The organism is Thauera sp. SWB20 (genome assembly GCF_000831325.1).
Lineage (GTDB): Bacteria > Pseudomonadota > Gammaproteobacteria > Burkholderiales > Rhodocyclaceae > Thauera > Thauera aminoaromatica.
The window spans coordinates 970,267-994,121 of record NZ_JTDM01000021.1; the positions used below are offsets into that span (position 1 = coordinate 970,267).

Sequence of the window (23,855 nt, forward strand, 5' to 3'; positions counted from 1 at the left end):
GGCCGGGTCGGCGATCGTGGCGGCGCAGCGCCTTCATGGCCTGCCCGCCGCAGCCGCCCGGTGTCACCCCGACACGCGGCCCACGAGGCCCTCGCAATACATCCGCGCCGTACCTGCAGGACGGCGCCCAGGAACCACGATGAAGAACGCCGCCTCCTTCGCAATCCGCATCCTCACCGCAATCGCCATCGCCGCGGTGGTCGCCTTCGCGCAATACTGGATCTGGCAGCAGCTCAACCGCAGCACCGAGTTCATCGGCACCAACCAGAGCATCAAGGGCTTCGCCTACAACGGCTTCCAGCGCGACCAGAGCCCGCTCAAGGGGACCTACCCCACGCGCGCCGAACTCGCCTCCGACCTCGACCTGCTCGGACGCTACTCCGACGGCCTGCGCACCTACGGCGTCAACGACATGCCCGAGCTGCTCGATCTCGCCGGCGAGCGCGACATGCTGGTCACGGCCGGCGCCTGGATCGACGCCCGCCCCGAGTCCAACGCGCGCGAAGTCGCAGCCCTGATCGAGGCGGCACGCAAGATGCGCCACATCGAGCGCGTCATGGTCGGCAACGAGGCCATCCTGCGCGGCGACGTCACGGTCGACGAGCTCATCGTCTATCTCGACGAGGTGCGCAAGGCGATCCGCAAGCCGGTCTCGACCGCCGAGCCCTGGCACGTCTGGCTGCGCTATCCGGAACTCGCCAAGCACGTCGACTACATCACCGTGCACCTCCTGCCGTACCACGAGGGCCTGCCGGTGGACAAGGCGGTGGAGTACGCCTTCCAGCGCTACGACGAGGTCGCGCGCGCACACCCGCGCAAGAAGATCGTGGTCGGCGAAGTGGGCTGGCCGAGCCGCGGCCCGACCATCGACGCCGCCATCCCCTCGCTCGACAACCAGGCGCGCTTCGTGCGCGAGTTCCTCGCCCATCCGCGCACCGCACGCATCGACTACTTCCTGATGGAAGCGATCGACCAGCCGTGGAAGGTGGACGTCGAAGGCTGGGCCGGGCCCTACTGGGGCATGTTCAACGCCGACCGCGAGCCCAAGTACCAGCTCGAGGGCGTGGTCGAACGCGACCCGCACTGGTCGCACAAGGCCAGCAACGCCGCCGCACTCGCCTTCATCCCGATGATGCTGGCGGCCTTCTTCCTGCCCGGCTGGAGCATCGGCGGCCGCCTCTTCCTCGCCGCGCTGATCCAGGCCTGCATCTCGACGCTGATCATCGGCATCAACGTGCCGGTCGAGTACTACCTCACCCAGCGCGACCTCATCGGTCTGGTGCTGCTGATCGGTGCCACCTGCATGACCGCGGCGGTGCTGCTGTCGCACGGCTTCGAGTTCGGCGAGGTGCTCTTCAAGAAGAAATGGGCGCGCCGCTTCACCCCGCTGCCGCCGCACCCGCCCGAGCAGCAGCCCTTCGTGTCCATCCACCTGGCCTGCTACAACGAGCCGCCCGAGATGGTGATCGCCACCATCGACAGCCTGGCGCAGATGAATTACCAGAACTTCGAGGTCCTGATCCTCGACAACAACACCCGCGACGAGGCCCTGTGGAAGCCGCTCGAGCGCCGCTGCGCCGAGCTCGGTCCGCGCTTCCGCTTCTTCCACCTCGCCAACTGGCCCGGCTTCAAGGCCGGCGCGCTCAACTACGGCCTCAAGGTCACCGACCCGCGCGCCGAGGTGGTGGGTGTCGTCGACGCCGACTACGTGGTCGATCCCGACTGGCTGGCCTGCCTGGTGCCGCACTTCGACCAGCCCGAGGTCGCCGTCGTGCAGGCCCCGCAGGCCCACCGCGACTGGGAGGGCCAGCCCTTCAAGCGCATGTGCAACTGGGAGTTCGACGGCTTCTTCCGCATCGGCATGCACCACCGCAACGAGCGCAACGCGCTGATCCAGCACGGCACCATGACCATGGTGCGCCGGCGCGCACTCGAGGAGGTCGGCGGCTGGTCCGAGTGGTGCATCTGCGAGGACACCGAGCTCGGCCTGCGCCTGATCGAGAAGGGCTACGACACGCGTTACATCGACCATATCCTCGGCCGCGGCCTCACCCCCTCGGGCTTCGCCGCGATCAAGAGCCAGCGCTTCCGCTGGGCCTTCGGCGCGATGCAGATCCTCAAGGCCCACCTGCCCCACATGATCGGGCGCAGCACCCTCAACCTCGCCCAGCGCTACCACTTCCTCACCGGCTGGTTCGCCTGGCTGGGCGACGCGCTGCAGCTGGTGTTCGCCTTCGGCAGCCTGCTGTGGACCCTGGGCATCCTGCTCTTCCCCAAGGCCTTCGGCCTGCCGGTGGTGTCGCTCGCGCTGCCGATCTTCGGCTTCATGATCTTCAAGGCAGCGCTCGGCCCCATCCTCTATCGGCGCACGATGGACTGCCCGTGGAAGGACATCCTCGGCGCCTCAATCCTGTCGGTGGGCCTCGCCCACGCGATCGCGCGCGGCGTGTTCGCCGGCCTGGTGAAAAAGAAAGGCGTGTTCGTGGTGACGCCCAAGGGCTGGCGCGGCGGTGGCGCGCTGGCCTTCTTCAACCCCATCCGCGAGGAGATCGGCATGCTGGTCGCGCTGCTGATGGGCGCCGTCACCCTGGTCGCGCAGCGCGGCGCCAACAACCTCGAGACCCAGCTGTGGGTCGGCATCCTGTGCCTGCAGTGCATCCCCTACGTGGCCGCGATCCTGTGCCAGGTGGCGGCCTACATGCCGGAGCGTGGGGCCGCGGCCGGGGAAACGGCCGCGGCAGCGTGAGGAGTCGGGCGCCCGGTGTCGGGTGCAAAGTCGAAACCTCCCGCCGCTCGATCCTCGCCGGGCGGCGGGAAGGTCGGACGCCGTCCGGCCTTCTCCGCTCCAGACGCCTCACTCCTCACGCCACCGCAATCAACGCCGCCAGCACCAGCGCCGGATAGACCAGCACCGTCACCCCGGTTCCGCCCAGGATCATCACCCGCTGCGGCACGTGGCCGGTGCCGAAGACGATCGCGTTGGGCGGAGTGGCAACGGGGAGCATGAAGGCACACGAGGTGCCGACCGCGACCAGCACGGCGAGCGGCGCGCGCTCGACATGCGGGGCGAGACCGAGGAAGAGCGGGATCAGCAGGGCTGCACTCGCGGTGTTGCTGGTGACCTCGGTGAGCAGCAACGCGAACAGCACCATCAGCGCGATGCAGCCCCAGGCCGGCAGTGCGGCGAGCGGTCCACCGAGCTGGGTGGCGAGCCAGGCCGCCGCGCCGCTGGCCGCGAGCGCCTTGCTCAGCGTGAGCCCGCCGCCGAAGAGCAACAGCACGCCCCACTCGGTGCTGCGCTCCACGTCCTGCCAGCCCGCCAGCCGCAAGCCGTGCAGCAGCACGAGCGCGAACAGCGCCACCGCGGCGTCGTAGCCCTGGGCAAAGCCGAGCGCGGCGCCGAGGGGCGCGCCGAACACCCACAGCAGCACGGTGAAGCCGAAGAGTGCGAGCATTTTGCGCTGCGCCGGAGTCCATCCTCCGGGAGGCGGTGGCGGCGTCACCGCCACGTCGAGCCGCGGTCGCAGCACCAGGCGCAGACCGATCTCCATCAGCGGCATCATCACCAGCACCAGCGGCAGACCCCAGCTCATCCATTCGGCGAAATCCATGCCCACCGCTGCCGCGGCGATCGCGTTGGGCGGGCTGCCGACCAGGGTGCCGATGCCGCCGATGTTGGCGGAGAAGGCCACGCCGAGCAGCACGTACATCCAGGTGCGGCGATGTTCGTCGAGCGGCAGCGGGGCGAGCAGGCCAAGCGCCAGCGGCAGCATCATCGCCGCGGTCGCGGTGTTGCTGATCCACATCGACAGGAAGGCGGTCAACCAGAACAGCCAGCGCACCGCGCGCCCGAAGCTGGCCCCCGCGCGGCGCAGGACCTGGCCCGCCATCCAGCGGTCCAGCCCCTGGCGCTGCAGGCCGGCGGCGAGCGCGAAGCCGCCGAGGAAGAGGAAGACTACCGGGTCGGCGAACTGCAGCAAGGCCTCGGGAAAATCCAGCACTCCGCTCGCGGCGGCGAGCAGGGGCACCAGCAGCGCGGTCACGCTCACGTGCAGGGCTTCGGTCAGCCACAGCCAGGCGATCGTGGCGAGCAGAGCAAGCCCGGCTCCGGCGCGGTCCGGCAGACCCTCCAAGCCCCAGAGCAGGCCGAGGAAGAGTACGCCCGCGACGACTAGATTGAGGTTCCGCATCAATTGATCCACCCCTGCGCAGTGGCGCTATCGGCTCGAGCACACACCCGTACGTACGCGGCGTTGCACGCCGATCCGCGTCAGGCCTGCCACGCCGCCAGCCGGCGCGCCACCGGGGCCCAGTCCCAGCGCCCGTAGTCGGGCAGGCCGCCCGCCACCGGCGGCGGAATCTCGCCCTCGATCAGCGGACGCATGTAGTCGCAGGCCGCCGTGGTCACGTGCAGCCCGTCGGCGCGCACGAAACCGTCCGGCAGGCTGCGCTCGAGGTTGGCCACCGCGGCGGTGTCCACCGCGACCACATCCCAGCGGTAGGGCGCATCCTGCAGGCGGCGGATCGCGGGCATGGTCCCGCCCTGGCCGGCGAGCGCGTACTCCACCGCCACCCTTCCGACCGCTTCGGCCTGCGCGCGGTCGGTCGCCGACAGCCAGTGTCCGGCCGAGCGCTGCAGGTAGTCGGGGATCGCCCAGTGGAACTTGTAGCCGAGGCGCTCGTTGATCCGCCGCGCCACTGCCAGACCCGCGCCGCCGAGCTGGACGTAGCCGCGCGCATCGCGCGACTTCTCCATCAGCAGGCTGCCATCCGGTCGGCGGATGCCCTCCGCCACCGTCACCGCACAATAGCCCAGCCGTTCGACGATCTCGCGCACGCGGGCGAGGAAGGCCGCTTCGTCGAAGCGCGCCTCCGGTACCAGCACGATATGCGGGGCGCGGTCCGGGTCGCCCTGCGCGGCGAGCGCGGTGGCCGCGGCCAGCCAGCCGGTGTTGCGCCCCATCACCTCCATGACGAAGACGCTGCCCTTGCTGCCCACCATCGACGCGGTGTCCAGCCCCGCCTCCAGCATCGAAGTGGCGAGGTAGCGCGCGGCCGAGCCGAAGCCGGGACAGCAGTCGGTACCGACGATGTCGTTGTCCACCGTCTTGGGCACGCCCACGCACACCAGCGCATGGCCGCGCCGCGCGGCCTCGGCCTGGATGCGCGCGACCGCGTCCATCGAGCCGTTGCCGCCGTTGTAGAGCAGCCAGCCGATGTCGTGCGCGTCGAAAACCGCGAACAGCCGATCCATCGCCGCGCCGCCGTCGTCGTGCGGCAGATCGAAGCGGCAGGAGCCGAAGGCCCCGCCCGGGGTGCGCGCCAGGCGGACGAGCGCCGCCTCGTCCAGGCCGGCGGTATCGATCAGGGCCTCCTCGAGCACGCCGACGATGCCGCGCCACGCGGCGAACACCTTGCCGACCCGACCCGAGGCGCGCGCGGCCGCGACGACCGCCGCGGCGCTGGCGTTGATGACGGCGGTTACGCCACCGGAATGGGCATACAGGAGGTTCTGCTGGCGCATCGGCCGGGCCTCGTTCGAGCGTTGCCGCGCGCCGCGCCGGGCGGAGATTGCGGCGAGTTCAAAAGCACGCGCGGCCGTCGCCCCGTGGGGGGCGCGGCCGCGCCGGATGAGGCCGGGCATGCCCGGCCGGGGTGCTGCCTACTTCAGCGCTGCAAAGGCGTTCGCGGTGATCGCATCCACCGCGCCGAGGCCGGAGATCTTGCGCACCTTGGGCGCCTTGGCGTCGCCCGAGGCCGCCCACTTGCTGTAGTACTCGACCAGCGGCTTGGTCTGCGAGTGGTAGACGTCGAGGCGCTTCTTGACGGTTTCTTCCTTGTCGTCGTCGCGCTGCACCAGGTCTTCGCCGGTGACGTCGTCCTTGCCCGCGACCTTGGGCGGGTTGTACTTGACGTGGTAGGTGCGGCCCGAAGCCAGATGGGCGCGGCGCCCGCTCATGCGTTCGACGATTTCGGCGTCCGGCACGTCGATCTCGAGCACGAAGTCGATCGGCACGCCGGCGTCCTTCATCGCGTCGGCCTGCGGGATGGTGCGCGGGAAGCCGTCGAACATGTAGCCGGACTTGCAGTCTTCCTGCTGCAGGCGGTCCTTCACCAGGCCGATGATGATGTCGTCGGACACGAGGCCGCCGGCATCCATGACCTTCTTCGCCTCCAGGCCCAGCGGGGTGCCCGCCTTCACCGCGGCGCGCAGCATGTCGCCGGTGGAGATTTGCGGAATGCCGAACTTCTCCTTGATGAAGTTGGCTTGCGTACCCTTGCCGGCTCCCGGCGGTCCCAACAGAATCAGACGCATACTCCCTCCCGTGAATGGCCGGCCATCGAAAATGGCCGTTTCCTTATCGAATAAGCAGCCGAAACTTAACCGACGCGCGCCGGGTGGTCAAACCCCTCCGGCGGCGAAGATCGCGCGCACCCGCTCCAGGTCCTCCTGCGTGTCGACCCCGGCCGCCGGTGCCTGGGCGAGTTCGAGCACGCGGATGCGATAGCCGTGCCAGAGCGCGCGCAACTGCTCGAGCGCCTCCCAGTGCTCCAGCGGCGAGGGCGCGAGCGCCGCATAGCGGCGCAGGAAGCCGACGCGGTAGGCGTACAGGCCGACATGGCGCAGCACCGGCAGCCCTGCGGGCAGGTCGCGCGCACCGTCACCCCAGGCGTCGCGGGCCCAGGGGATGGGCGCGCGCGAGAAGTACAGCGCGCGCCCGGCGGCATCGCACACCACCTTGACCACGTTGGGGTTGAAGACCTCGACGGGATCGTGGATGGCGTGCGCGGCGGTGGCGATGGCAGCCTCGCCGTCGGCGGCGAGCGCGCGCGCCACCGCAGCGACGATCTCCGGGTCGATCAGCGGCTCGTCGCCCTGCACATTCACCACGATATCCTCGTCGGCCCAGCCGCGCGCGAGCGCGACCTCGGCGAGGCGGTCGGTGCCGCTCGGATGGTCCGGGCGCGTCATCACCACGGCACCGCCCGCAGCCTGCACGACCTCGCGCACGCCCTCGTGGTCGGTGGCGACCCAAGTCTCGCTGGCGCCGGCATGCCGCACGCGCTCGAGCACACGCACGATCATCGGCTTGCCGCCGATGTCGGCGAGCGGCTTGGCGGGCAGCCGGGTCGAGGCGTAGCGCGCAGGGACGACGATGCGGAAGTCGGTGGACATGCCGCCGCTCATTTGCGCAGGGCGTCGACTTCCTCGGCGCTCATGGCGCGCGCCTCCTCGTCCAGCATCACCGGGATGCCGTCGCGGATCGGATAGGCAAGGCGGTCGGCCTTGCACACCAGTTCCTGCTTGTCCTTCAGATAGTCGAGCGGCCCCTTGCACAGCGGGCAGACGAGGATTTCAAGCAGACGTGCGTCCATCTTCGAGTTTCTCCAGGATGCGTTCGGCGGCGCCGGAACCGATCTGCGCCCGCACCGGGTATTCCCAGCAGTCGGCAGGCGCGAAAGCCCGGCATTTTACCGCATCCTTCGCGGTCATCAGGATCGGCGACGCGTCGCCGAAGACGAGATCGGCGGCGACGAAGCGATGATGATCGGGGAAGGCATGGGCGACCACCTCCAGGCCGGCGGCGGCGAGCTGGTCGAAGAAGCGCTGCGGCCTGCCGATCCCGGCCACCGCGTGCACCCGGCGACCACGCAGCGCCGCGAGCGGGAGGCGACACGCAGGGTCGGCGAGCGCGACCACCTCTTCGCCGAAGAGCCGCATCGGAAACACCGGCACGCCGCCGATCGCCGCGCGCAGCTCGGCATCCAGCTCGCCGTGGGCCAGCACCAGATCGACTTCGGCGAGGCGCGCGAGCGGCTCGCGCAGCGGCCCGGCGGGCAGCAGCAGGCGGTTGCCCAGCGTGGCCGCGTCCACCACGGCGATCTCCAGGTCTCTTGCGAGATGGTAGTGCTGCATGCCGTCGTCGGCGATGAGCACGTCGCACTCGGGATGCAGGCGCAGCAGCGCGCGCGCAGCGGCGGGACGGTCCTGCCCCACCACCAGCGGGCAAGCGGTAAGACGGGCGAGCAGCACCGGCTCGTCGCCATAGCGGCCGGGGTCGCCGTCTGCGGGCACAAGGGCGAGCCCGCCCTGCGCACTCGCCGTACCGCCATGGCCGCGGCTGACGATGCCGGGGTGGTGGCCAGCGACACGCAGCACCCCGGCCAGCCAGTCGACCACCGGCGTCTTGCCACTGCCGCCGACCGCGACGTTGCCGACCACGATCACCGGCACCGGCAGGCGCTGCGGCTGCGTGAGCGCGCGGCGGCGGCGGGCGAGGAAACCGAACAGCAGGGAGAGCGGACGCAAGGCCTGCGCGAGCAGGCCGCGACGCTGCCAGAACGCTGGGGCCTGCGCAGCCACGTTCAGTCTCCGGGGCGGCGCGGGCCGGAGGACCTCACTGCGCCGACGACTGGGTGGCGAAGGTGATGTGCGGCAGCCCCGCGCGCTGCGCGGCCTGCATCACGTCCACCACGCTCTGGTGCGGGGTGCGCGCGTCGGCGTTGATCACCACCACCGGCGGCGTGTCGCCGTCGGCCGGGGCCGACTTGCCGAGCGCGGCGGCGATCGCCTCGACGCTGCGCTCACCCACTGCCTGGCGATTCACCAGGACCTCGCCGGCGGCGGTTACCGCGACCACGATCTCGCGCGCCTCGGTCTCGCTGCCCTCGGCCTCGGCGGTGGGCAGCTTGATCTCCAGCCCGGAGACCTTGGAGAACGTGGTGGTCAGCATCAGGAAGATGATGATCACCAACACCACGTCGATGAGCGGGATCAGGTTGATCTCGGGCTCGCCGTTGCGGCTGCCGCGACGGAAGTTCATCGCCCCTCCCTTACGCCCGGCGCTCGCCGTGGGAGACCTCGACGAGCTTGATCGCCTGCTGCTCCATGTCGATCACGAAGCTGTCGATCAGCGCGCGGAAGTGGCGCCAGAAAATCATCGCCGGAATGGCGATGATGAGGCCCAGCCCGGTCGTATACAGCGCGATCGAGATGCCCTGGGCGAGCTGGGCCGGGTTGGCGCCGCTCACGCCCTGCGAGGCGAAGATGTCGATCATGCCGATGATGGTGCCGAGCAGGCCCATCAGCGGGCTGATGGAGGCGATGGTGCCGAGCGTGGTGAGGAAGCGCTCGAGGTCGTGCACCACCGCGCGCCCGGTCTCCTCGATCGACTCCTTCATCACCTCGCGCGGGCTGTGCACGTTGCGCAGGCCGGCGGCGAGCACGCGGCCGAGCGGCGAGTGCGCCGCGACGCGCTCGGCCATCTCGGCCGAGGGCCCGATCTGGCGCAGATCGTCGAGGACCTTGTCGAGCAGCCCCGGTGGCACGATGCGCGAACGGCGCAGGGTGATCGAGCGCTCGATGATGAGCGCCACCGCGATGACCGACGCCAGAATCAGGGGCCAGATCGGCCAGCCAACGGCCTGGATGATCGCGAACACGCGGGCTCACCTCTCGATTGGAAAGGCGAGACTCTAGCGCCGCGCCCCCCGCCCGGCAAGCCGCATGCATCACGCTGCGCACGCGGGCACCGGGCATCCGCGGGCACGGGCATGGCCTGCGCACGAGGAGATCGGGAGCGCACGCGGCAATCCACAGAAGCTGTGGATAAGTTTGTGGACGATTTCGGAATCCTGCCCGCAAAGCCCGCAACGGCAGGCTTTCCCTCACTCCGATGCAAAATTGTGCAAGCCATCGAACCTTTACGAATCAATAACTTGCAGAATCACCCCTTATCGATCAAGGACTTGCAAACACACCCTTGACAAGGTCGAAAGCCTGTGGATTCCGCTACAATCCGGCCATGCCCGCGAACCCCCTCTTGCCTGCAAACGGCGCCGCGACGCCCGCCGCGCAGGTCCTCAGCGTCTCCGAACTCAACCGTATGGCGCGCGAGCTGCTCGAATCCGCGCTGCCCCTGATGTGGGTGGGCGGCGAGATCTCCAACCTCGTCCGCGCCGCCTCCGGCCATGTCTACTTCACCCTCAAGGACGCCTCCGCCCAGGTGCGCTGTGCGATGTGGCGCAACCGCGCGCAGCTGCTCGCCTTCCGCCCCGAGAATGGCATGCGCGTCGAGGCGCGCGCGCTCGTCACCCTGTACGAGGCGCGCGGCGACTACCAACTGAGCGTCGAGGCGCTGCGCCCGGCCGGTATCGGCAGCCTGTTCGAGGCCTTCAACCGGCTCAAGGCCAAGCTCGCCGCCGAAGGCCTCTTCGACGAGGCCGGCCGGCGCGCGCTGCCGCGCTACCCGCGCGCGCTCGGTATCGTCACCTCGCCGCAGGCCGCCGCGCTGCGCGACGTGCTGGTGACGCTGCGCCGGCGCGCGCCGCATCTGCCGGTGGTGCTCTACCCCGCGCCGGTGCAGGGCGCCGACGCTCCCGCGCGCCTGCTCGAGGCGGTCCGCTGCGCCGGCCGGCGCGCCGCCGAAGATGGCGTCGATGTGCTGCTGCTGGTGCGTGGCGGCGGCAGCATCGAGGACCTGTGGGCATTCAACGACGAAGCCCTGGCGCGTACCCTGCGCGCCTGCCCGCTGCCGGTGGTGTGCGGCGTGGGCCACGAGACCGACTTCACCATCGCCGACTTCGCCGCCGACCTGCGCGCACCCACGCCGAGCGGCGCCGCCGAGCTCGCCAGCGCCGGCTGGTACGCTGCGCGCGCCGAACTCGCAGTGCTCGAACCGCGCCTGCGCCGCGCCGTCGAGCGCCGCTTCGGCGAGCTCGCGCAGCGCCTGGACCGCGCCGCGCTGCGCCTGGTGCATCCGCGCGAACGCCTGCGTCGCGAGCGCGACACGCTGGCGCGCCTGGGCGAGCGCCTGCACCACGCCGCCGCGCGTCGGCTCGAGGCCGCCGACCTGCGCGCCACCCGCGCCGGGCTTCGCCTGCGTGCCGCAGCGCCGCGTCCGCAAGCGCTCGCCGCGCGCGTCGACATGCTCGGTGGGCGCCTCGCGCGCGCAGCCACCCGCCTGCTGGAAGCCCGCAGCCAGCGCCTCGACGCCCTCGCCGCCCACCTTCAGCATCTCGCGCCACAGGCGGTACTGGCGCGCGGCTATGCCATCGCCCGTGACAAGCAAGGCCGCGTCCTGCGCAGCGCCGCCGGCATCCCCGAGGGCGCCGCGGTGAGCGTGCAGCTCGCGGACGGCCGCCTCGACACCCGGGTCATCGGCCACGGGAAGGCCTGAGCGCACGGGTTCCGCAAATCCCCCGCATGGGCTTACCATGCGGGAAGCAAGCTTGTTCGGGGTCTAAATCCAGACTAAAATAGTCCGTCTTCTACCCCCGACCCGAACACAGACAGACCAACAACGGAGATCACGCATGGAACACACCCTGCCCGCCCTGCCCTATGCCAAGGACGCCCTCGCCCCGCACATCTCGGCCGAGACCCTGGAGTTCCACTACGGCAAGCACCACCAGGCCTACGTCACCAACCTGAACAACCTGATCAAGGGCACCGAGTACGAGAACCTCGACCTCGAAGCCATCGTCAAGAAGGCCCCCGCCGGCGGCGTGTATAACAACTCCGCGCAGGTGTGGAACCACACCTTCTTCTGGAACAGCATGAAGCCCAACGGCGGCGGCGAGCCCAGCGGCGCGCTGGCCGACGCGATCAAGGCCAAGTGGGGCTCCTTCGACGACTTCAAGAAGGCCTTCCAGGCCTCCGCAGTCGGCAACTTCGGTTCCGCCTGGACCTGGCTGGTCAAGAAGGCCGACGGCTCGGTCGACATCGTCAACATGGGCGCCGCCGGCACCCCCCTGACCACCGGCGACAAGGCCCTGCTCTGTATCGACGTGTGGGAACACGCCTACTACATCGATTACCGCAACCGTCGTCCGGACTTCGTCGCCACCTTCCTCGACAAGCTGGCCAACTGGGACTTCGCGGCGAAGAACTTCGCCTGATTCCCGGAGCCGGTGTTTCTGGACAATATATTCGTAACACGGACAATATATTCGTAACTTTTCCAGAAGCGTTGGCAATATATTCGTAAAACAAGCGGGCGTCATAGACGCCCGTTTCTTTTACTACTGCATTCGACGCCGCTGTATGTGGCTTAGCTGATAGGGATAGGCTCCGTACTCGACCCGGACATAGCGGCTTCAGACAAGGCTGTGGTGGCAGCACTCGCGAACAAGTCCTCGTTGAGAGGGTGGTGCTCTGCGGTGATCACCAATCTCGATTGACGCTGAAAGTACTGCCGTCCGTGGCGGGCGGGAGCAAGACCAGTCTGCATTTCGTGGCTGGGAGCGAGTCTTTTCCTTCAGCCAGAAATCGGCAAGTGCGCTCTCGCCAATCAACGACTTTGAGCAGAGCAAGCACGGCGCTTATCCGTCGACTTTCCTCCCAAGAAGCTGCCCTGTGGCCAATCACTCAGCCCTTAGGACCAGCCAGGGATAGCGTGACGCCAGAACATGTGCAACCCGTGCCCGACCCCAGGCCGAGTCATAGATGTCGCGCGCAATCCACCCCAGCAGGGCTCCCAGGGTCGAGCTAATCGCGATCCCAACGACGCTCGTCGAAAAAACGTCCCACGCGAGCCAGAGGGCAACCAACGACGTTGCGGACAATACCGCCATCATTACCTTTGCTCGACGATACGCTGCCCATGAGGGCAGAGCGACCTCGGTTCTTCCGTCGTGAGCAAAACGTACGACACGGAAGACATTGATCACCCGCTGCTCCTGCTTGGTGATCTCGCCACGAGCGAACAAGGCATCGACGAAGATGGACCAAAGCGCAACACGGACGTCTGGGACTGGTCCACGGCGAAGCACACCCCAAAGTCGCTGCTTCCAGTTTCGACGCGCGAAAGTTTCGACGACCCGCTCAGCGGCAATCCGATCTTCGTAGCCCGCGGCCAGAAGGTCGATGATCGCGGCCCCCAAGTCCTCCGGCCCTTTAGCAGCGCGAGAAAGCCTTGCGAGTTCCGACTGGATCCACCGCAGATCCTCGTCCTCGGTGCTCATCGCTCTCCTCCTTGAGTGACCTCAGTCCTTGCAGTGAAATCCCGATCCGCTAGGTCGGGACGCGTCACGCCGCTCGCTGCATCGATCACAGCCTGGAAGACGCTGAAAAGCTGCGCATCAGAGAAACTCCTGCCTTCCTGCCGAGCGAGCTTGAGCACGAAGCCGAGCGCGTGGCGTAGTGTTTCCGAGTCTTGCCTGACGCCTGTAGCCAAGTATCCAACGTCGACCCGGTGCTGCCGCAGTGACTCCAGGTACTCAGCGGTTGGCCAGTGACGTCCTTGTTCATACATCCATTGGGACGATTTTGCGACGCCACCTAGCATGCCAAAGGCCTCTTGTGACATACCGAGCCGCTCACGCTCGAGGCGAAGCCGCTCTTGAAACGTCGGGCGGCCATCGCTCAGGTTGCCGGCTTGTTCGATTGGTTCGTTCATTTGAGCCTCATCCGTCCATCTCGAAAAAATTCTACTGGACTATTGAGAAAGAACTTGAACTTTCTGCTACATGCGTCAGAATAGTATTAACTTGTTAATACTTCTTGTGTGACTCATGCAGCCGCGGGAAGGATGGCAGCCAAAGAAGAAGCCGCACGGCGATGTGCTTAACGACTCTTTGCAGGCCGCACGCGCCCCGCTTCGACCGCCTGCTAGTCGGGCCGGAACGCCATCGCGTAGAGGAGATGATCGATGACCTGCTCAACGAGGAATCAAGTCTGCGTGCCGATGCGCTGCGACATGCGTCAGCGCCAACATGACCGTCACTGGGCCACTTAAATGGCTCGCGCGCCGAAGGTAACTTGGGATCGTGTCGCAACCCTGATCGCCGCCGGCCACGGAAGCGGTTTGGACGAGTTCTACCAGCCAATCCTGCAGATCAAGCGCTGGAACACCTCACCGGTGTCGGTGCAGGTGGTAGAAACGCTCCCCCCGTTCCGACGCCGCTGCCACTTCTTTTCTTACTCCGAATACCACATGGCCCTGCTGTTTAGCTGGGCCGGTGCCTTGATTCGTGAGCAGTTCCCAGCCTGGCCCTGGCCGCATTTTCACCCTGAACACGGGCGTAACTTCGAGGATGACGCGTTGCTTGCACGGTCACCTGGAATGATCAAGATTTGCCGCGACGCGGGCATCGGCCATGGGACTTTTGTTGGTACTGACATCCCCTACATATGGTCAATTGACCTCTGCCTCACCCTACCTTGGATCGAGGTGCCGGCCCAACGTACGGTGCTGGCCAGCATCAAGCCACTAGATTCCGATAGATACCAGCACGTTGACCCGCTGGACCGTGGCCCGGAAAAACTTGAAGGGGAGCGCCGTTACGCGCGACAGCTCGGCGTCGGCTACATCGTTGCCGATAGAACTCAGTACGCCGGGCCGCTCTTCGCCAATCTCGATCTATACCGGCGCGCGGCAACGCTGGCCCCTAACAGTCGACTCGCGTCTGCGCGAGACAACCTTCTGGTGGGGCATGCCCAAGACCTACAAGCACAGCCCATTGCCGACAGCATCAGGCTCGCCGCAGAGGCATGCGGCATAAGCCATGCAGACGCGACCACCCTACTCCATCACTGCCTTTGGACTCAGGCCATCGACTGCGACTTGTCGCGCGATATCCATCCCGCGAAGCCACCACCTCGGGGCGGCCGACGCCTGCGCAAAGCTGTCCGGGACGTCCTCACCCGACACGCTCTTGGGAGGTCATAATGACGGCAGCATCGCAACGAGTTCCCATTCCCGGCGAGATCCTCACGCCCACCCAGCCCAAGGTGCTCATCGCAAAGACCATGCGGGTATTGCTGGTAGAACAAGGGGAACGCGACCGAGTCGTTCTAATTGCAGTGGAACCGATCACCTCGCGGGGCAGGAAGTATTTTCAAGGCCCGATCACTTTGCGGCTTTCAGATGTTGAAAAGGACCTCGCTCTAAAGCGTTGCCGAATCGTCGAAGGTGGAGTGGCACCCCGTCCAGACTCGACTGCAAGTGATGAAGAGCTTGATCGAAAGTACTGCAGGGCTGGGCAGGAAAAATCAGGAACCCGCCAAAAGCGCGAGCAGCGCTGGGCCCTGATCGAGCCGCTGGTCCGTGACTTTGACAGCCGCACTCGGCTACTCGACCGACAGTTTCGCGTGGCGACAATCGCAGCCCGTGCCGCCGAGTTGTCAAAGAAAAACGATCTTGCTGTTAAGAGGCTGACCCGTCAGATCAACGACCTACTGAATCAGTACTGGGCCGGAGGGAGCACTAGGGGTGCGCTAACGCCGTTCGATGATGCCCGCGGGGCACGCGGAGAAGAGCGTACGCAACGAAAAAAACTCGGGCGCTGCAACGCGCCGACGAAAGCCGGAAATAGCGGGCAGGAAGGCTTCGTGCTCTCCGATCACGACAAAGACATATGCGGATTCGGCTGGCGCAACTATTACATTCGCGGGAAGACCGTCGCGAAGGCGCTGCGCCGCACTTGGCGCGAATTCTATTCCGATATCACGACCAACAAGCGCGGCCAGGCTGTGCACACGCTCTACCCCGCGAACCAGCGGCCAACACGCAGGCAATTCGAAACCTGGGGACGCCAGCGCTCGCCTGGCCACGAGGCCTGGAAAACCCAACTCACAAAATTCACCATGGCGCGGATCGATCACGCGCTATTGGGTTCCGCGAACGACAACGTGACCGCGGTCGGCCAGCTCGGCGCCATGGACTCCACGGGCGTCGACATCAACTTTGTGAGCGTCCTCAATCGCATCAAGCGAATCGGTGGCGCACATCGCATCCTGATCATCGACTCCAAATATGGCTACATCCCGGGCTTTTATCTGGGCCTCGATGCACCCAGCGCCACAACAGTGCGACTGGCAATGCTACATGCAATCTCCGACAAGACTGAGTGGCTCGCGTGGCTTGGGCTGGAGGAACAGAACCCTGATGACTGGTTGAAGATACAGTTTGCCCGCCTGGTTGCAGACAACACGGACCTGCGCTGCACGGCTGTAGAGAAATGCCTCCAGGCAATCAGCTGTGGTGTCCAATTCGTCCCTGTTGCTCGCTCAGACATGAACTCCACTGTCGAGAGCGCTCACCACATCGTTCATCGCGCGTCCGACCACAACATGCATGGAACGACGCACGGCAAGAAAAAAGAGCGCGGAGAAGCATCAGCCGACGAGGACGCCTGCCATACGATCATTGAAGCCATTCGTGAAACAGCGCGCGTGATCCACGCCCACAACACGATGCCGCTGGACTTAATTCCGACGCTGGCTGCACATCGCGAGCTGGTCGCCCAGGGTATCCCACTCACCCGCCTGAATCTAACGCGATGGGATATTTCTCGTGGCAAAGTGGCAACCAGCTTGATCGGCATCCAAGAGGCGCGCATGAAGTTGCTTATGCCCATTCGCGGAACATTCACCAAGAATGGCGTCAAGTTGCTACGCCCGGACCGCGGCGACAGGCGCGAATTCGTCGAACCCGTACGTTACATTGCCCGCGATAAGGATTTCGTGCAGCGCACCATCCGCGCGAGGGTCATGCGCGGCCGCGTCACCCCCGAGAGTTGGGACGACGATTTCCTGCACGACCCGTACCACCCCTCTCACATTTACTACCGGGACCCAGTCAGCGGCCAACTGATGGAGTTGGACGCCAAAGTAAACAGCGACGACTCGGAGCGCCTCGTTGAGTGTTCCCTGCCCGACATGTTGGACCTGATAGACACCTGCAGCCTCGACCGCTTCAACGCTCGCGTCGGCCGCGATGATGCCATGAGCGCCCTGGAGGACGCCCAGGACCATACCAATCAAGAATCCAAGGCAGCCTACCAGCGGGACCTCGACGAAGCGCCGAAGAAGCCCTCCAAGGCGGGGATGAAGCGTGACAAGAGAGCCACCCGGGAAACTGAGAAGGCGGCATTAGTCTTTGGAATGCCCGTACTGCCAGCTACTGACCCTATCCAGGCTGACTCCCAGCCAACCGATGAGCCCGCCCAACCTCCTTCGCCTGATGACACCGAAGGCCGCGCTCCTGAGGCCGAACCTCCGAGCGTCGCGACTCAGGCGCTGCCGCCGAGCCCGACGACCAGCGCATCGCCTCTGGTCCAGAGCATCTTGAGACGTATCGCTGAAAGGAGCCGCAATGCCTGACAATAACCAAGCTAGCAGCACTTGGATTCAGCAAAGAAATCCCCTTACCGACGGTCTCCCGCGTTTCCCCGACCTCGACAGCATTGCGGCGGCGCTCGCCTTCGATCCACTTGCCGGAATCGACGTCAAGTCACTTGATATAGCAACTCGAATTGGTCTTCTCAATTCGGAAAAATCTCCTCTCCAACCGACATCTGTCAGTGTCCAATGCGGGCTCGCCTGGCAAGGCATGCTGCTCACCGGGCTCGATCGGCGGAATCCGCTCAATAGCGCCGCGCGCCTCGATTATTGGCAGACGTTAATGGAGCCGGGAAGTTCGGTTGGCCAGCCACCCAAACTGCCCAGCAAGGGCATGGCCATCCACGTCGCTAAAGGCCCCACCGGGACCGGAAAATCTGTCACGGCAGACCGGTTCTGCGGTATCTACCCGCAGGTTATCGAGCGCTGCGGGTGCGACGCTACTGGCTTTAAGCAGTTGTCGCAGTTGATCTACCTGCAGGTCGACATGAGCGCGGACGGGTCCCGCGGCGGCTTCGTTACCGGAGCGCTGCTGCAGATGGATCGCGCCTTAGGGACAGGCTATGCAGTTTCGCTAAGGAAGCAGTTTCGCACCGTTGAACAGCTGACGGTTGCCTTGATCGCGCGACTCATCGCGCACCACACAGGAATCCTCTTCATAGACGAGGGGCAACTGAGGAACCTCGTGCAGTGCGGGCACGCCGACCTGATACAGCTATTCCTGCTGCAACTGATGAACAGTGGAATCCCAACCGTCTTCATCGGTAATGAACGAGCATTCGACTGGGTCGAATACAGCCAGGATCTTTCGCGACTGAAGTTGGTTGCGAGTGCACGATTTTCGCCTCCAGGCTCGCTAATTCCCGGTGATCCTGACGTGCCCATCGCCCAACAAGCCAAGCTGCTTGCCGATGCAGACGCGTCGACGCTTGCCGACGGGATCATTTCTTACTACCTGCTATGTGAGCCACCTAAGCGGCCTGAGGACTGCGCGCAAATCTTGCTTCAGCGCAGCGGCAGCATCGCGCGCCTCGGCCTTACGCTCTGGACAAGCGCCCAGTTGCAGGCACTTCTCCTGCACGGTCGCGAATATGTGGTCCCCGAGGATATTCAATCGGTTTACGAATCGACGGACTTCGACGATCTGCGGCCGTTAGCCGACGGCTTCAATTATCGCAAACCCGAGTTGTTTGCGCCTTATCCCGATGTCGCATCAGCGTTTTACGGAAAGATCTGGGGCTTGCCGCCCGACGAGAGCGCTTCCGCTACCGCTTCGGCGCGGCAACCGACGCCCCCCCCGAGGAAAATGAGGTCTGGCAAGAAACCTGGCAAGTCGAAGTTAGCTGCTGAAGAGACCCGCGAAGCCAACGCTGCCAAGGAGCGCGAACGCCTCGAAAAGACGCTCAAGGAAGAAGACATGCGCAAGAATGGACTCGTCCAGCACGCGCTTGAAGGCCTCGCAGAGCTTCGTGAGAGCTCTGAAAAAACGTCGTGACATGCTTCCAGCACTGTACGAGGGAGAGACACTATATTCGCTGCTCACCGCCACGCAGCGCTTGCGCGCCGATTCCAGGGCCGAAGTAACCTGCGCCACCTTGTTTGGAAGTCCAGTCGCCGGACTGCGGCATGACTTCCCGAGCCATCTGGACGAGTTTTCGCGACGAACTCGCGGCGTTTTCGGGACACCTGAGGTGCTCGCGATGCAGCACTCCGTGCTTCCCTACTTCACGGCATTCCGCAATCAGGACGTTGTTGATCGCGCGATCATTGCAATGGCAGGAAACACGGTAAATCGCCTTAAATTCATACTCGGTTTACCCGCAAGTCCGGCTGGCGCCAATTACCCACTTAGTTTCTGCAAGACCTGCACTGACGTAGATATCAATCGCGATGGTCGCGCCCATTGGCATCGCATTCATCAACTTCCTGCATCTTATCTGTGTCCGATTCATCACGAACTCCTCCTCACCTCAGAAGTGAGGCTCAATGGCCTCGGCCGGAGCCAGCTTTTCTTGCCCGGTGATCAGGATCTGAATGTGCGGGCAACGGCATTGGAGCTGACACCTGATGCCTTACCCATCCTTCGCCGCTTCTCTGCTCTCAGCGCCGCGACACTCACCAAGTCGCTGCCGGGCGGATATAACGAGGCGTCACTGCAGGCATGCTATCGATTTGGCCTCTCGCAATTGGGATTGCTGACTCCAGCAGGTTTCATCCGTGCCAACGACTTCGTTAGCGCAGTCACTGCACACTTCCGGCCAATCTCGTCGCTCTCACCCTTTCATCGGGTCGTCTCCACGTCTTGTTCAAGCAGTTTGCTAAGGCTCATCAGGAAGCCACGAAACGGCATACCGACGTTGACCCACTTGCTGCTAATTGAATTCCTATTTGGGGACTGGGAAAGATTTGTCTCAGCTTATCGGTGGGAGAGTCAGTTGTCTCTCTCCTTCAACTGCACCGATCTTCTTACGTCGCGCGACGATGAATTGCCCCCAACTGACCTCGCTTCAGCACTGAATCGTATAGCCGACGGCTACCGAACGAAACAAGGTTCCCTTCGGGCGTTGTGCACCGCTGAGGGTGTCGACATCAACACCGCGATGCGCTGGATCGGGCGCCTGGGTCTGGCCGATATCTCACGCCGGCCGCGAGTGGTAACCAATGCGGTTAGGAGATTGGTGGTCTCCTTACTGGAGGCAGGACACCCACTGCGTGACGTTTGCGCCCAGACCTCCCTGTCGAAGTCGACCGTCGACCGAATTCTCAACGACAACAGCACTCTGCGTGCAACCTGGAAGGCAAGCGCTTTGGAACGTCGTCGAAAGATCGAGCGAGATCGCCTCGATGACTTTCTCGCGCTGAACCCCGAGGCAACGATGCCAGTCGTCCGGGCGACCACTGGAATCGGATACAGTTGGCTCCTTCGCCATGACCGACTATGGCTGCGCAGTCGAGTTCGAAAATCCGTACGCACTGGCATGGCTGAACACAAGCGTGTCCCTCGGGTCGATTGGTCCGGACGCGACGCACAATGCCTGGCGGCCTTGCAGATCGTCGCCGAGAGCCTGGAATTGTCCGCCAATGAGATTCTAAAGGCGCCTGCAATCCTCCGGCGACTGCCCAAGCTGCCATTTAAGCCACGCCTTGAGCGCCTCCCCGAATCCCGGAAATACATCGAAAGCCTTCTAGACGACCTACGCGACCTCAGAGCCGCTAACTGAATAGCGCGCGTCGGCGTGCATTATCGTTCTCGTAGCCCAAGTCAGCGTCTGTGGAAACCACCGGTACCGGGAAGGCCCTCCCCCGCTTCGCCAAACGTCAGGCTCTGAAGGTCGGCAGCCAAAATACAATCGCGGGCCCAACCGGAACCCCACTCCTTGAGTGGTCCAGGCAATGTTGGCTAACCGATTCCTTGCGAAGGATGCCCGAATCCGAAATTCGCCCAGAGCGCCACGGCTCAGTTGATCCGTATCGCTCTCCGATCGCCCGACCAAAGCATAACCATGTCCATGCTCTATACGCGGTTCTTGGAATGGATCGATCCTTGGTGATCGATAGCAGGCTCACGGAGAGATAGATTCCCCTTGCATCCGCATATACTTTTATGTATTTTGTGGTCATGCACGGGACTGAATCTACCTTGCCCATCGAGGAACTCTCTCGACTCGTCAGGTCAATGGGCATACATCAGGACGAGATCGCCTTGGCGACGGGCGTGACACAACCTCATGTCAGCCGCGTGTTGTCGGGAGGGGTTTCTCCGACCGCAAAAGCTTATCGGCGTATATGCGCATATGTGGTCAGCCGGAAGAGCCCCATCTCGACACTCCGAGTGGCACAGAACCAGGAGCTGGTCAGCGCGATCGCATCTATCTGGGATGGTTCGGAAGAACAGGCGCGGGCGCTTGGGGCCGTCATCCGATCATTGGCGCCGTTGCTTACGCTCTACAAGACTGGCGATCCGAAATGATTGTCGAGGATGCCGTCCGCCTCGTCGGGAGGACCTTACATCCGCGATGGCTGCAGCGTCCAACCATCCTGCCCGACGAACTGGCACACAGCTACGCACTGCGCGTCCTGGTGCTGAATGAAGCCGACTCTCTCGAGTCGTTGATCGCTGCCGTATCCGCCGATGGTGTAGTTGATCCCAAAGTCCCCAAGGCGCAGTTTCTCGCATGGGTCGCCGATGTGGACGTTTCGGAGTTTTTACGGTTTCACACACTCGCCCCCTTTCAGCAGGCCTTCACGTGCGGCGCGACACCCCATTCCCATGGCGAAAATCGGGAGAGCCACCTACGTTATGAAGCACTCCGGGTCAAAGTGCCATCCTTCAGGATCTGCGATGCTTGCAAGCAAGAAGACCTGGCATATTGGGGATTTCCGATCATACGGGTAAGTCACCACATCCCTGGGGTCGAATGGTGCGAGAAGCATGCGCAACCACTGATCTCCACGGGTTTCGACACACGCCACATCTCCCGAATCCAGAGATTCTCTTGGACGGCTGCTCCATCAGATTCAACGGAATGGCCTGGCCCGCAGAACGAGGTCGTAGAACGGTACGCTGCCATCTCAACGGCCCTGATGGCGAGATGCGAGAGTATGCCCGTGAGACAAGCCAGCGGCATAATTGCGGCCCGTGCGAAACAGCAAGGGCTGCGGAGGGCGTTAACAGGAAAACGGAAGATTCTTTCTGACTTGGTACTCGAGACAGCGCCGAGGGACTGGATCGCTCGCCTTCTCCCGTCCTTTCTCAGCCAGAAAACAAGGCCAGGAGTCTTTGCCGCGTCCCTGGACGGCGTGATGAAGCCTGCGACCATCTGCCGACCCGAGGCCTACGCCGTCGCACTGGCGGCTCTTTACAGTGACGCGGACGAGGCGCTCTCGGACTTGACCAACGCGCAGGAGGCACCAGAGTCGCTGAAAGTTCGCGCAAAGCGCTCGCGTCCCAGTGGGAGCAAACCGGCCGGGGCTCACACGGCCACTGAAGTCGCCGAGGCCTATTTCCGTTCGAATTTCAGTAACGCGGCGATGGCAAAGCTACTGGGGGGCTCGTGCACCTGGATAAGATCACTCTTGGTGCGGCTGAATCTTCCACCGGCGAGCCTCATTGGAAAGGCACGCAACCGAGCGGCTTTAATGTCTTTCAAAGCTGGCGCGAACATCGACTCGGCTTGCACTTCGGCTGGCGCGTCGGTCACAGACCTCGTAGATCTGCTCCGGTTTGACCTTGACCTCCTCGTGCCCTTGATTCGCCGGGGCTAAGCTAACCGTTCGCATATCGCTGCCACTCGAACTTCTGTGGAGTTCTACACCGGACCGCAGGTCGTTCAACAGCATGCAGGCGGCGCTCATCGACCCCTGGCGCCCACGAACCTGCAGGTCACACATCGCCCATGCAGCCATCCAGACGCTGCATTTGATGAGCATTCAGCACGCCGTCTGCCTGCTCAATCAGGGTTGCGCACCTCGCAAAGCGCCGAGCCCACCCGTCCTTGGTCACCACGTCTACCCCTTCACGCACACCACCTGCTTCAAGGTATGCAGGATCTCGGTCAGGTCGCGCTGGTTGGCCATCACTTCATCGATGTCCTTGTACGCCCCGGGAATCTCGTCGACCACGCCCTTGTCCTTGCGGCAGATCACCCCTTTGGTCTGGCGTGCGAGATCGGCTTCGGTGAAGCGCTTGGTCGCGGCCGTGCGGCTCATGCGCCGGCCGGCACCGTGCGCGCTGGAACAGAAACTCTCCGGGTTGCCCTTCCCGCGCACGATGTAGCTGCGCGCGCCCATGCTGCCAGGGACGATGCCGAACTCGCCCTGCCCCGCACGGATCGCGCCCTTGCGCGTCACCCACACGTCGGCGCCGTAGTGGTGCTCGCGGGCGACGTAGTTGTGGTGGCAGTTCACCGCCTCGGTAGTGACCGTAAACGGCGGCAGGTGGCGCGCCAGCCCCAAGAGCACGAGATCGAGCATCGCCTGGCGGTTGGCCATCGCGTATTCCTGCGCCCAATGCACCGCCTCGACGTAATCGGCGAAGTGTGCGCTGCCCTCGGCGAAGTAGGCCAGGTCACGGTCGGGCAGGTGGATCATGTGGCGCGCCATGTCCTTTCTCGCAAGCTCGATGAAGTACGTCGCGATCGCGTTGCCGATGCCCCGGCTGCCCGAGTGCAGCATCACCCAGACGCGCTCGTGCTCGTCCAGGCAGACCTCGATGAAGTGGTTGCCGCCCCCGAGCGTGCCCATCTGGTTCGCCCACTTGGAGAACTTGCCGAAGGCCTTGAGTAGTTGCGGGTGGCGCTCGGTCAGGGCCTTGAGGCCTGGCTCGAAGGGGCGCACTGCGTCGACCAGTACCCGGCCGTCCGCATGCTGGTCGCGGCCGACCGGCACATCGCGGCTGATCTGATCGAACACCTTTTTCAGCCGCCTCTCGTCGATGTCGTTGGCGGTGAGCGACAGCCGCGCGGCGACCATGCCACAGCCGATATCGACACCCACCGCCGCCGGGATGATGGCCTGGTGGGTTGCGATGACCGAGCCGATGGTCGCGCCGATGCCCAGATGCACGTCGGGCATCGCGGCGACATGGTGGTGGATGAACGGCAGGCTCGCGATGTTGGCGAGTTGCGCCTTCGAGCCTTCGTCGATGTCGTCGGTCCAGATCCTGACCGGTACGGCGCTGCCGTCGAGGACGGTCTTCACAGGCATGGGGGCGTTCCTCGCAATTCCTTTT

Annotated in this window: 20 protein-coding genes and 1 pseudogene; 10 read left to right on the forward strand and 11 right to left on the reverse strand. The window is 64.6% G+C overall.

Annotation, left to right across the window (positions count from 1 at the left end; translation table 11 throughout):
• Positions 1-139 precede the first annotated feature (139 nt).
• Positions 140-2,746, forward strand: coding sequence for a glycosyltransferase family 2 protein (locus PO78_RS21700; protein WP_004312594.1), 2,607 nt, complete (start codon positions 140-142; stop codon positions 2,744-2,746).
• 115 nt (positions 2,747-2,861) lie between these two features.
• Here PO78_RS21700 and PO78_RS21705 read toward each other — a convergent pair whose 3' ends face one another.
• The 8 genes from PO78_RS21705 to PO78_RS21740 all read right to left on the reverse strand — a co-directional run bounded on the left by PO78_RS21705 (position 2,862) and on the right by PO78_RS21740 (position 9,444).
• Positions 2,862-4,190, reverse strand: coding sequence for an SLC13 family permease (locus PO78_RS21705; RefSeq protein WP_004312596.1), 1,329 nt, complete (start codon positions 4,188-4,190; stop codon positions 2,862-2,864).
• Between the two features lie 80 nt (positions 4,191-4,270).
• A complete protein-coding gene (locus PO78_RS21710; RefSeq protein WP_004312599.1) occupies positions 4,271-5,524 on the reverse strand; it encodes a 6-phosphofructokinase in 1,254 nt (417 codons plus the stop codon).
• 138 nt (positions 5,525-5,662) lie between these two features.
• Entirely contained in the window at positions 5,663-6,316 is a 654-nt protein-coding gene (gene adk / locus PO78_RS21715; protein ID WP_004312600.1) for an adenylate kinase, read from the reverse strand.
• Positions 6,317-6,403: 87 nt separating this feature from the next.
• A complete protein-coding gene (gene kdsB, locus PO78_RS21720) occupies positions 6,404-7,189 on the reverse strand; it encodes a 3-deoxy-manno-octulosonate cytidylyltransferase (RefSeq protein ID WP_004312603.1) in 786 nt (261 codons plus the stop codon).
• Complete coding sequence (locus PO78_RS21725; RefSeq protein WP_004312605.1) at positions 7,186-7,377, reverse strand: Trm112 family protein; 192 nt, start codon at positions 7,375-7,377, stop codon at positions 7,186-7,188. The genes kdsB and PO78_RS21725 overlap by 4 nt, the downstream gene beginning before the upstream one ends.
• Entirely contained in the window at positions 7,358-8,365 is a 1,008-nt protein-coding gene (gene lpxK / locus PO78_RS21730; protein WP_043746806.1) for a tetraacyldisaccharide 4'-kinase, read from the reverse strand. Before lpxK ends, PO78_RS21725 begins: the two co-directional genes overlap by 20 nt.
• Positions 8,366-8,399: 34 nt before the next feature.
• Positions 8,400-8,825 carry an ExbD/TolR family protein gene (locus PO78_RS21735; RefSeq protein ID WP_004312609.1) on the reverse strand — a complete coding sequence of 142 codons (426 nt, stop codon included), beginning with the start codon at positions 8,823-8,825 and terminating at the stop codon, positions 8,400-8,402.
• A gap of 10 nt (positions 8,826-8,835) precedes the next feature.
• The gene (locus tag PO78_RS21740) at positions 8,836-9,444 is read right to left on the reverse strand and encodes a MotA/TolQ/ExbB proton channel family protein (RefSeq protein ID WP_004312611.1); all 609 of its coding nucleotides are present in this window, start codon (positions 9,442-9,444) and stop codon (positions 8,836-8,838) included.
• Positions 9,445-9,806: 362 nt separating this feature from the next.
• On the opposite strand from PO78_RS21740, the gene xseA reads away from it, so the two are divergent.
• Entirely contained in the window at positions 9,807-11,180 is a 1,374-nt protein-coding gene (gene xseA / locus PO78_RS21745) for an exodeoxyribonuclease VII large subunit (protein ID WP_052484482.1), read from the forward strand.
• Positions 11,181-11,316: 136 nt separating this feature from the next.
• Complete coding sequence (locus PO78_RS21750) at positions 11,317-11,901, forward strand: superoxide dismutase (RefSeq protein WP_004326425.1); 585 nt, start codon at positions 11,317-11,319, stop codon at positions 11,899-11,901.
• Positions 11,902-12,366: 465 nt separating this feature from the next.
• Here the strand turns inward: PO78_RS21750 and PO78_RS21760 are convergent, their stop codons facing one another.
• Both PO78_RS21760 and PO78_RS22000 read right to left on the reverse strand, forming a co-directional pair.
• Positions 12,367-12,966: a hypothetical protein gene (locus PO78_RS21760; protein ID WP_043746812.1), complete on the reverse strand. Its 600-nt coding sequence runs from the start codon at positions 12,964-12,966 to the stop codon at positions 12,367-12,369.
• Positions 12,963-13,400, reverse strand: a complete 438-nt coding sequence (locus tag PO78_RS22000) for a hypothetical protein (protein ID WP_052484483.1) — start codon at positions 13,398-13,400, stop codon at positions 12,963-12,965. Before PO78_RS22000 ends, PO78_RS21760 begins: the two co-directional genes overlap by 4 nt.
• Positions 13,401-13,808: 408 nt before the next feature.
• On the opposite strand from PO78_RS22000, the gene PO78_RS21770 reads away from it, so the two are divergent.
• From PO78_RS21770 to PO78_RS22620, 7 genes and pseudogenes are all read left to right on the forward strand, one after another.
• A complete protein-coding gene (locus PO78_RS21770) occupies positions 13,809-14,672 on the forward strand; it encodes a hypothetical protein (protein ID WP_043746815.1) in 864 nt (287 codons plus the stop codon).
• On the forward strand, positions 14,672-17,107 hold the full coding sequence (locus PO78_RS21775; protein ID WP_156147870.1) for a hypothetical protein: 2,436 nt from the start codon (positions 14,672-14,674) through the stop codon (positions 17,105-17,107). The genes PO78_RS21770 and PO78_RS21775 overlap by 1 nt, the downstream gene beginning before the upstream one ends.
• A complete protein-coding gene (locus PO78_RS21780; RefSeq protein ID WP_156147871.1) occupies positions 17,100-18,620 on the forward strand; it encodes an AAA family ATPase in 1,521 nt (506 codons plus the stop codon). Before PO78_RS21775 ends, PO78_RS21780 begins: the two co-directional genes overlap by 8 nt.
• A complete protein-coding gene (locus PO78_RS22615; RefSeq protein WP_197068818.1) occupies positions 18,595-20,346 on the forward strand; it encodes a TnsD family Tn7-like transposition protein in 1,752 nt (583 codons plus the stop codon). Before PO78_RS21780 ends, PO78_RS22615 begins: the two co-directional genes overlap by 26 nt.
• A 455-nt stretch (positions 20,347-20,801) precedes the next feature.
• Positions 20,802-20,903, forward strand: a pseudogene (locus PO78_RS23670) (helix-turn-helix domain-containing protein); the annotation flags it as partial.
• Positions 20,904-20,957: 54 nt separating this feature from the next.
• Positions 20,958-21,095, forward strand: coding sequence for a hypothetical protein (locus PO78_RS23285; RefSeq protein WP_197068819.1), 138 nt, complete (start codon positions 20,958-20,960; stop codon positions 21,093-21,095).
• Positions 21,092-22,390, forward strand: a complete 1,299-nt coding sequence (locus PO78_RS22620) for a TniQ family protein (RefSeq protein WP_157748567.1) — start codon at positions 21,092-21,094, stop codon at positions 22,388-22,390. The genes PO78_RS23285 and PO78_RS22620 overlap by 4 nt, the downstream gene beginning before the upstream one ends.
• A 243-nt stretch (positions 22,391-22,633) precedes the next feature.
• On the opposite strand, the gene PO78_RS21790 is transcribed toward PO78_RS22620, so the two are convergent.
• The gene (locus tag PO78_RS21790; protein WP_043743597.1) at positions 22,634-23,830 is read right to left on the reverse strand and encodes an RtcB family protein; all 1,197 of its coding nucleotides are present in this window, start codon (positions 23,828-23,830) and stop codon (positions 22,634-22,636) included.
• Between the last annotated feature and the right edge of the window lie 25 nt (positions 23,831-23,855).

Coding starts and splice junctions, on each gene's coding strand:
- xseA (WP_052484482.1), top strand. CDS start 9,807: ATGCCCGCGAACCCCCTCTTGCCTGCAAACGGCGCCGCGACGCCCGCC.
- adk (WP_004312600.1), bottom strand. CDS start 6,316: ATGCGTCTGATTCTGTTGGGACCGCCGGGAGCCGGCAAGGGTACGCAA.
- PO78_RS21775 (WP_156147870.1), top strand. CDS start 14,672: ATGACGGCAGCATCGCAACGAGTTCCCATTCCCGGCGAGATCCTCACG.
- PO78_RS21705 (WP_004312596.1), bottom strand. CDS start 4,190: ATGCGGAACCTCAATCTAGTCGTCGCGGGCGTACTCTTCCTCGGCCTG.
- PO78_RS21725 (WP_004312605.1), bottom strand. CDS start 7,377: ATGGACGCACGTCTGCTTGAAATCCTCGTCTGCCCGCTGTGCAAGGGG.
- PO78_RS21760 (WP_043746812.1), bottom strand. CDS start 12,966: ATGAGCACCGAGGACGAGGATCTGCGGTGGATCCAGTCGGAACTCGCA.
- PO78_RS21735 (WP_004312609.1), bottom strand. CDS start 8,825: ATGAACTTCCGTCGCGGCAGCCGCAACGGCGAGCCCGAGATCAACCTG.
- PO78_RS22620 (WP_157748567.1), top strand. CDS start 21,092: ATGATTGTCGAGGATGCCGTCCGCCTCGTCGGGAGGACCTTACATCCG.
- PO78_RS21700 (WP_004312594.1), top strand. CDS start 140: ATGAAGAACGCCGCCTCCTTCGCAATCCGCATCCTCACCGCAATCGCC.
- PO78_RS21750 (WP_004326425.1), top strand. CDS start 11,317: ATGGAACACACCCTGCCCGCCCTGCCCTATGCCAAGGACGCCCTCGCC.
- PO78_RS21710 (WP_004312599.1), bottom strand. CDS start 5,524: ATGCGCCAGCAGAACCTCCTGTATGCCCATTCCGGTGGCGTAACCGCC.
- PO78_RS22000 (WP_052484483.1), bottom strand. CDS start 13,400: ATGAACGAACCAATCGAACAAGCCGGCAACCTGAGCGATGGCCGCCCG.
- PO78_RS21780 (WP_156147871.1), top strand. CDS start 17,100: ATGCCTGACAATAACCAAGCTAGCAGCACTTGGATTCAGCAAAGAAAT.
- PO78_RS21790 (WP_043743597.1), bottom strand. CDS start 23,830: ATGCCTGTGAAGACCGTCCTCGACGGCAGCGCCGTACCGGTCAGGATC.
- kdsB (WP_004312603.1), bottom strand. CDS start 7,189: ATGAGCGGCGGCATGTCCACCGACTTCCGCATCGTCGTCCCTGCGCGC.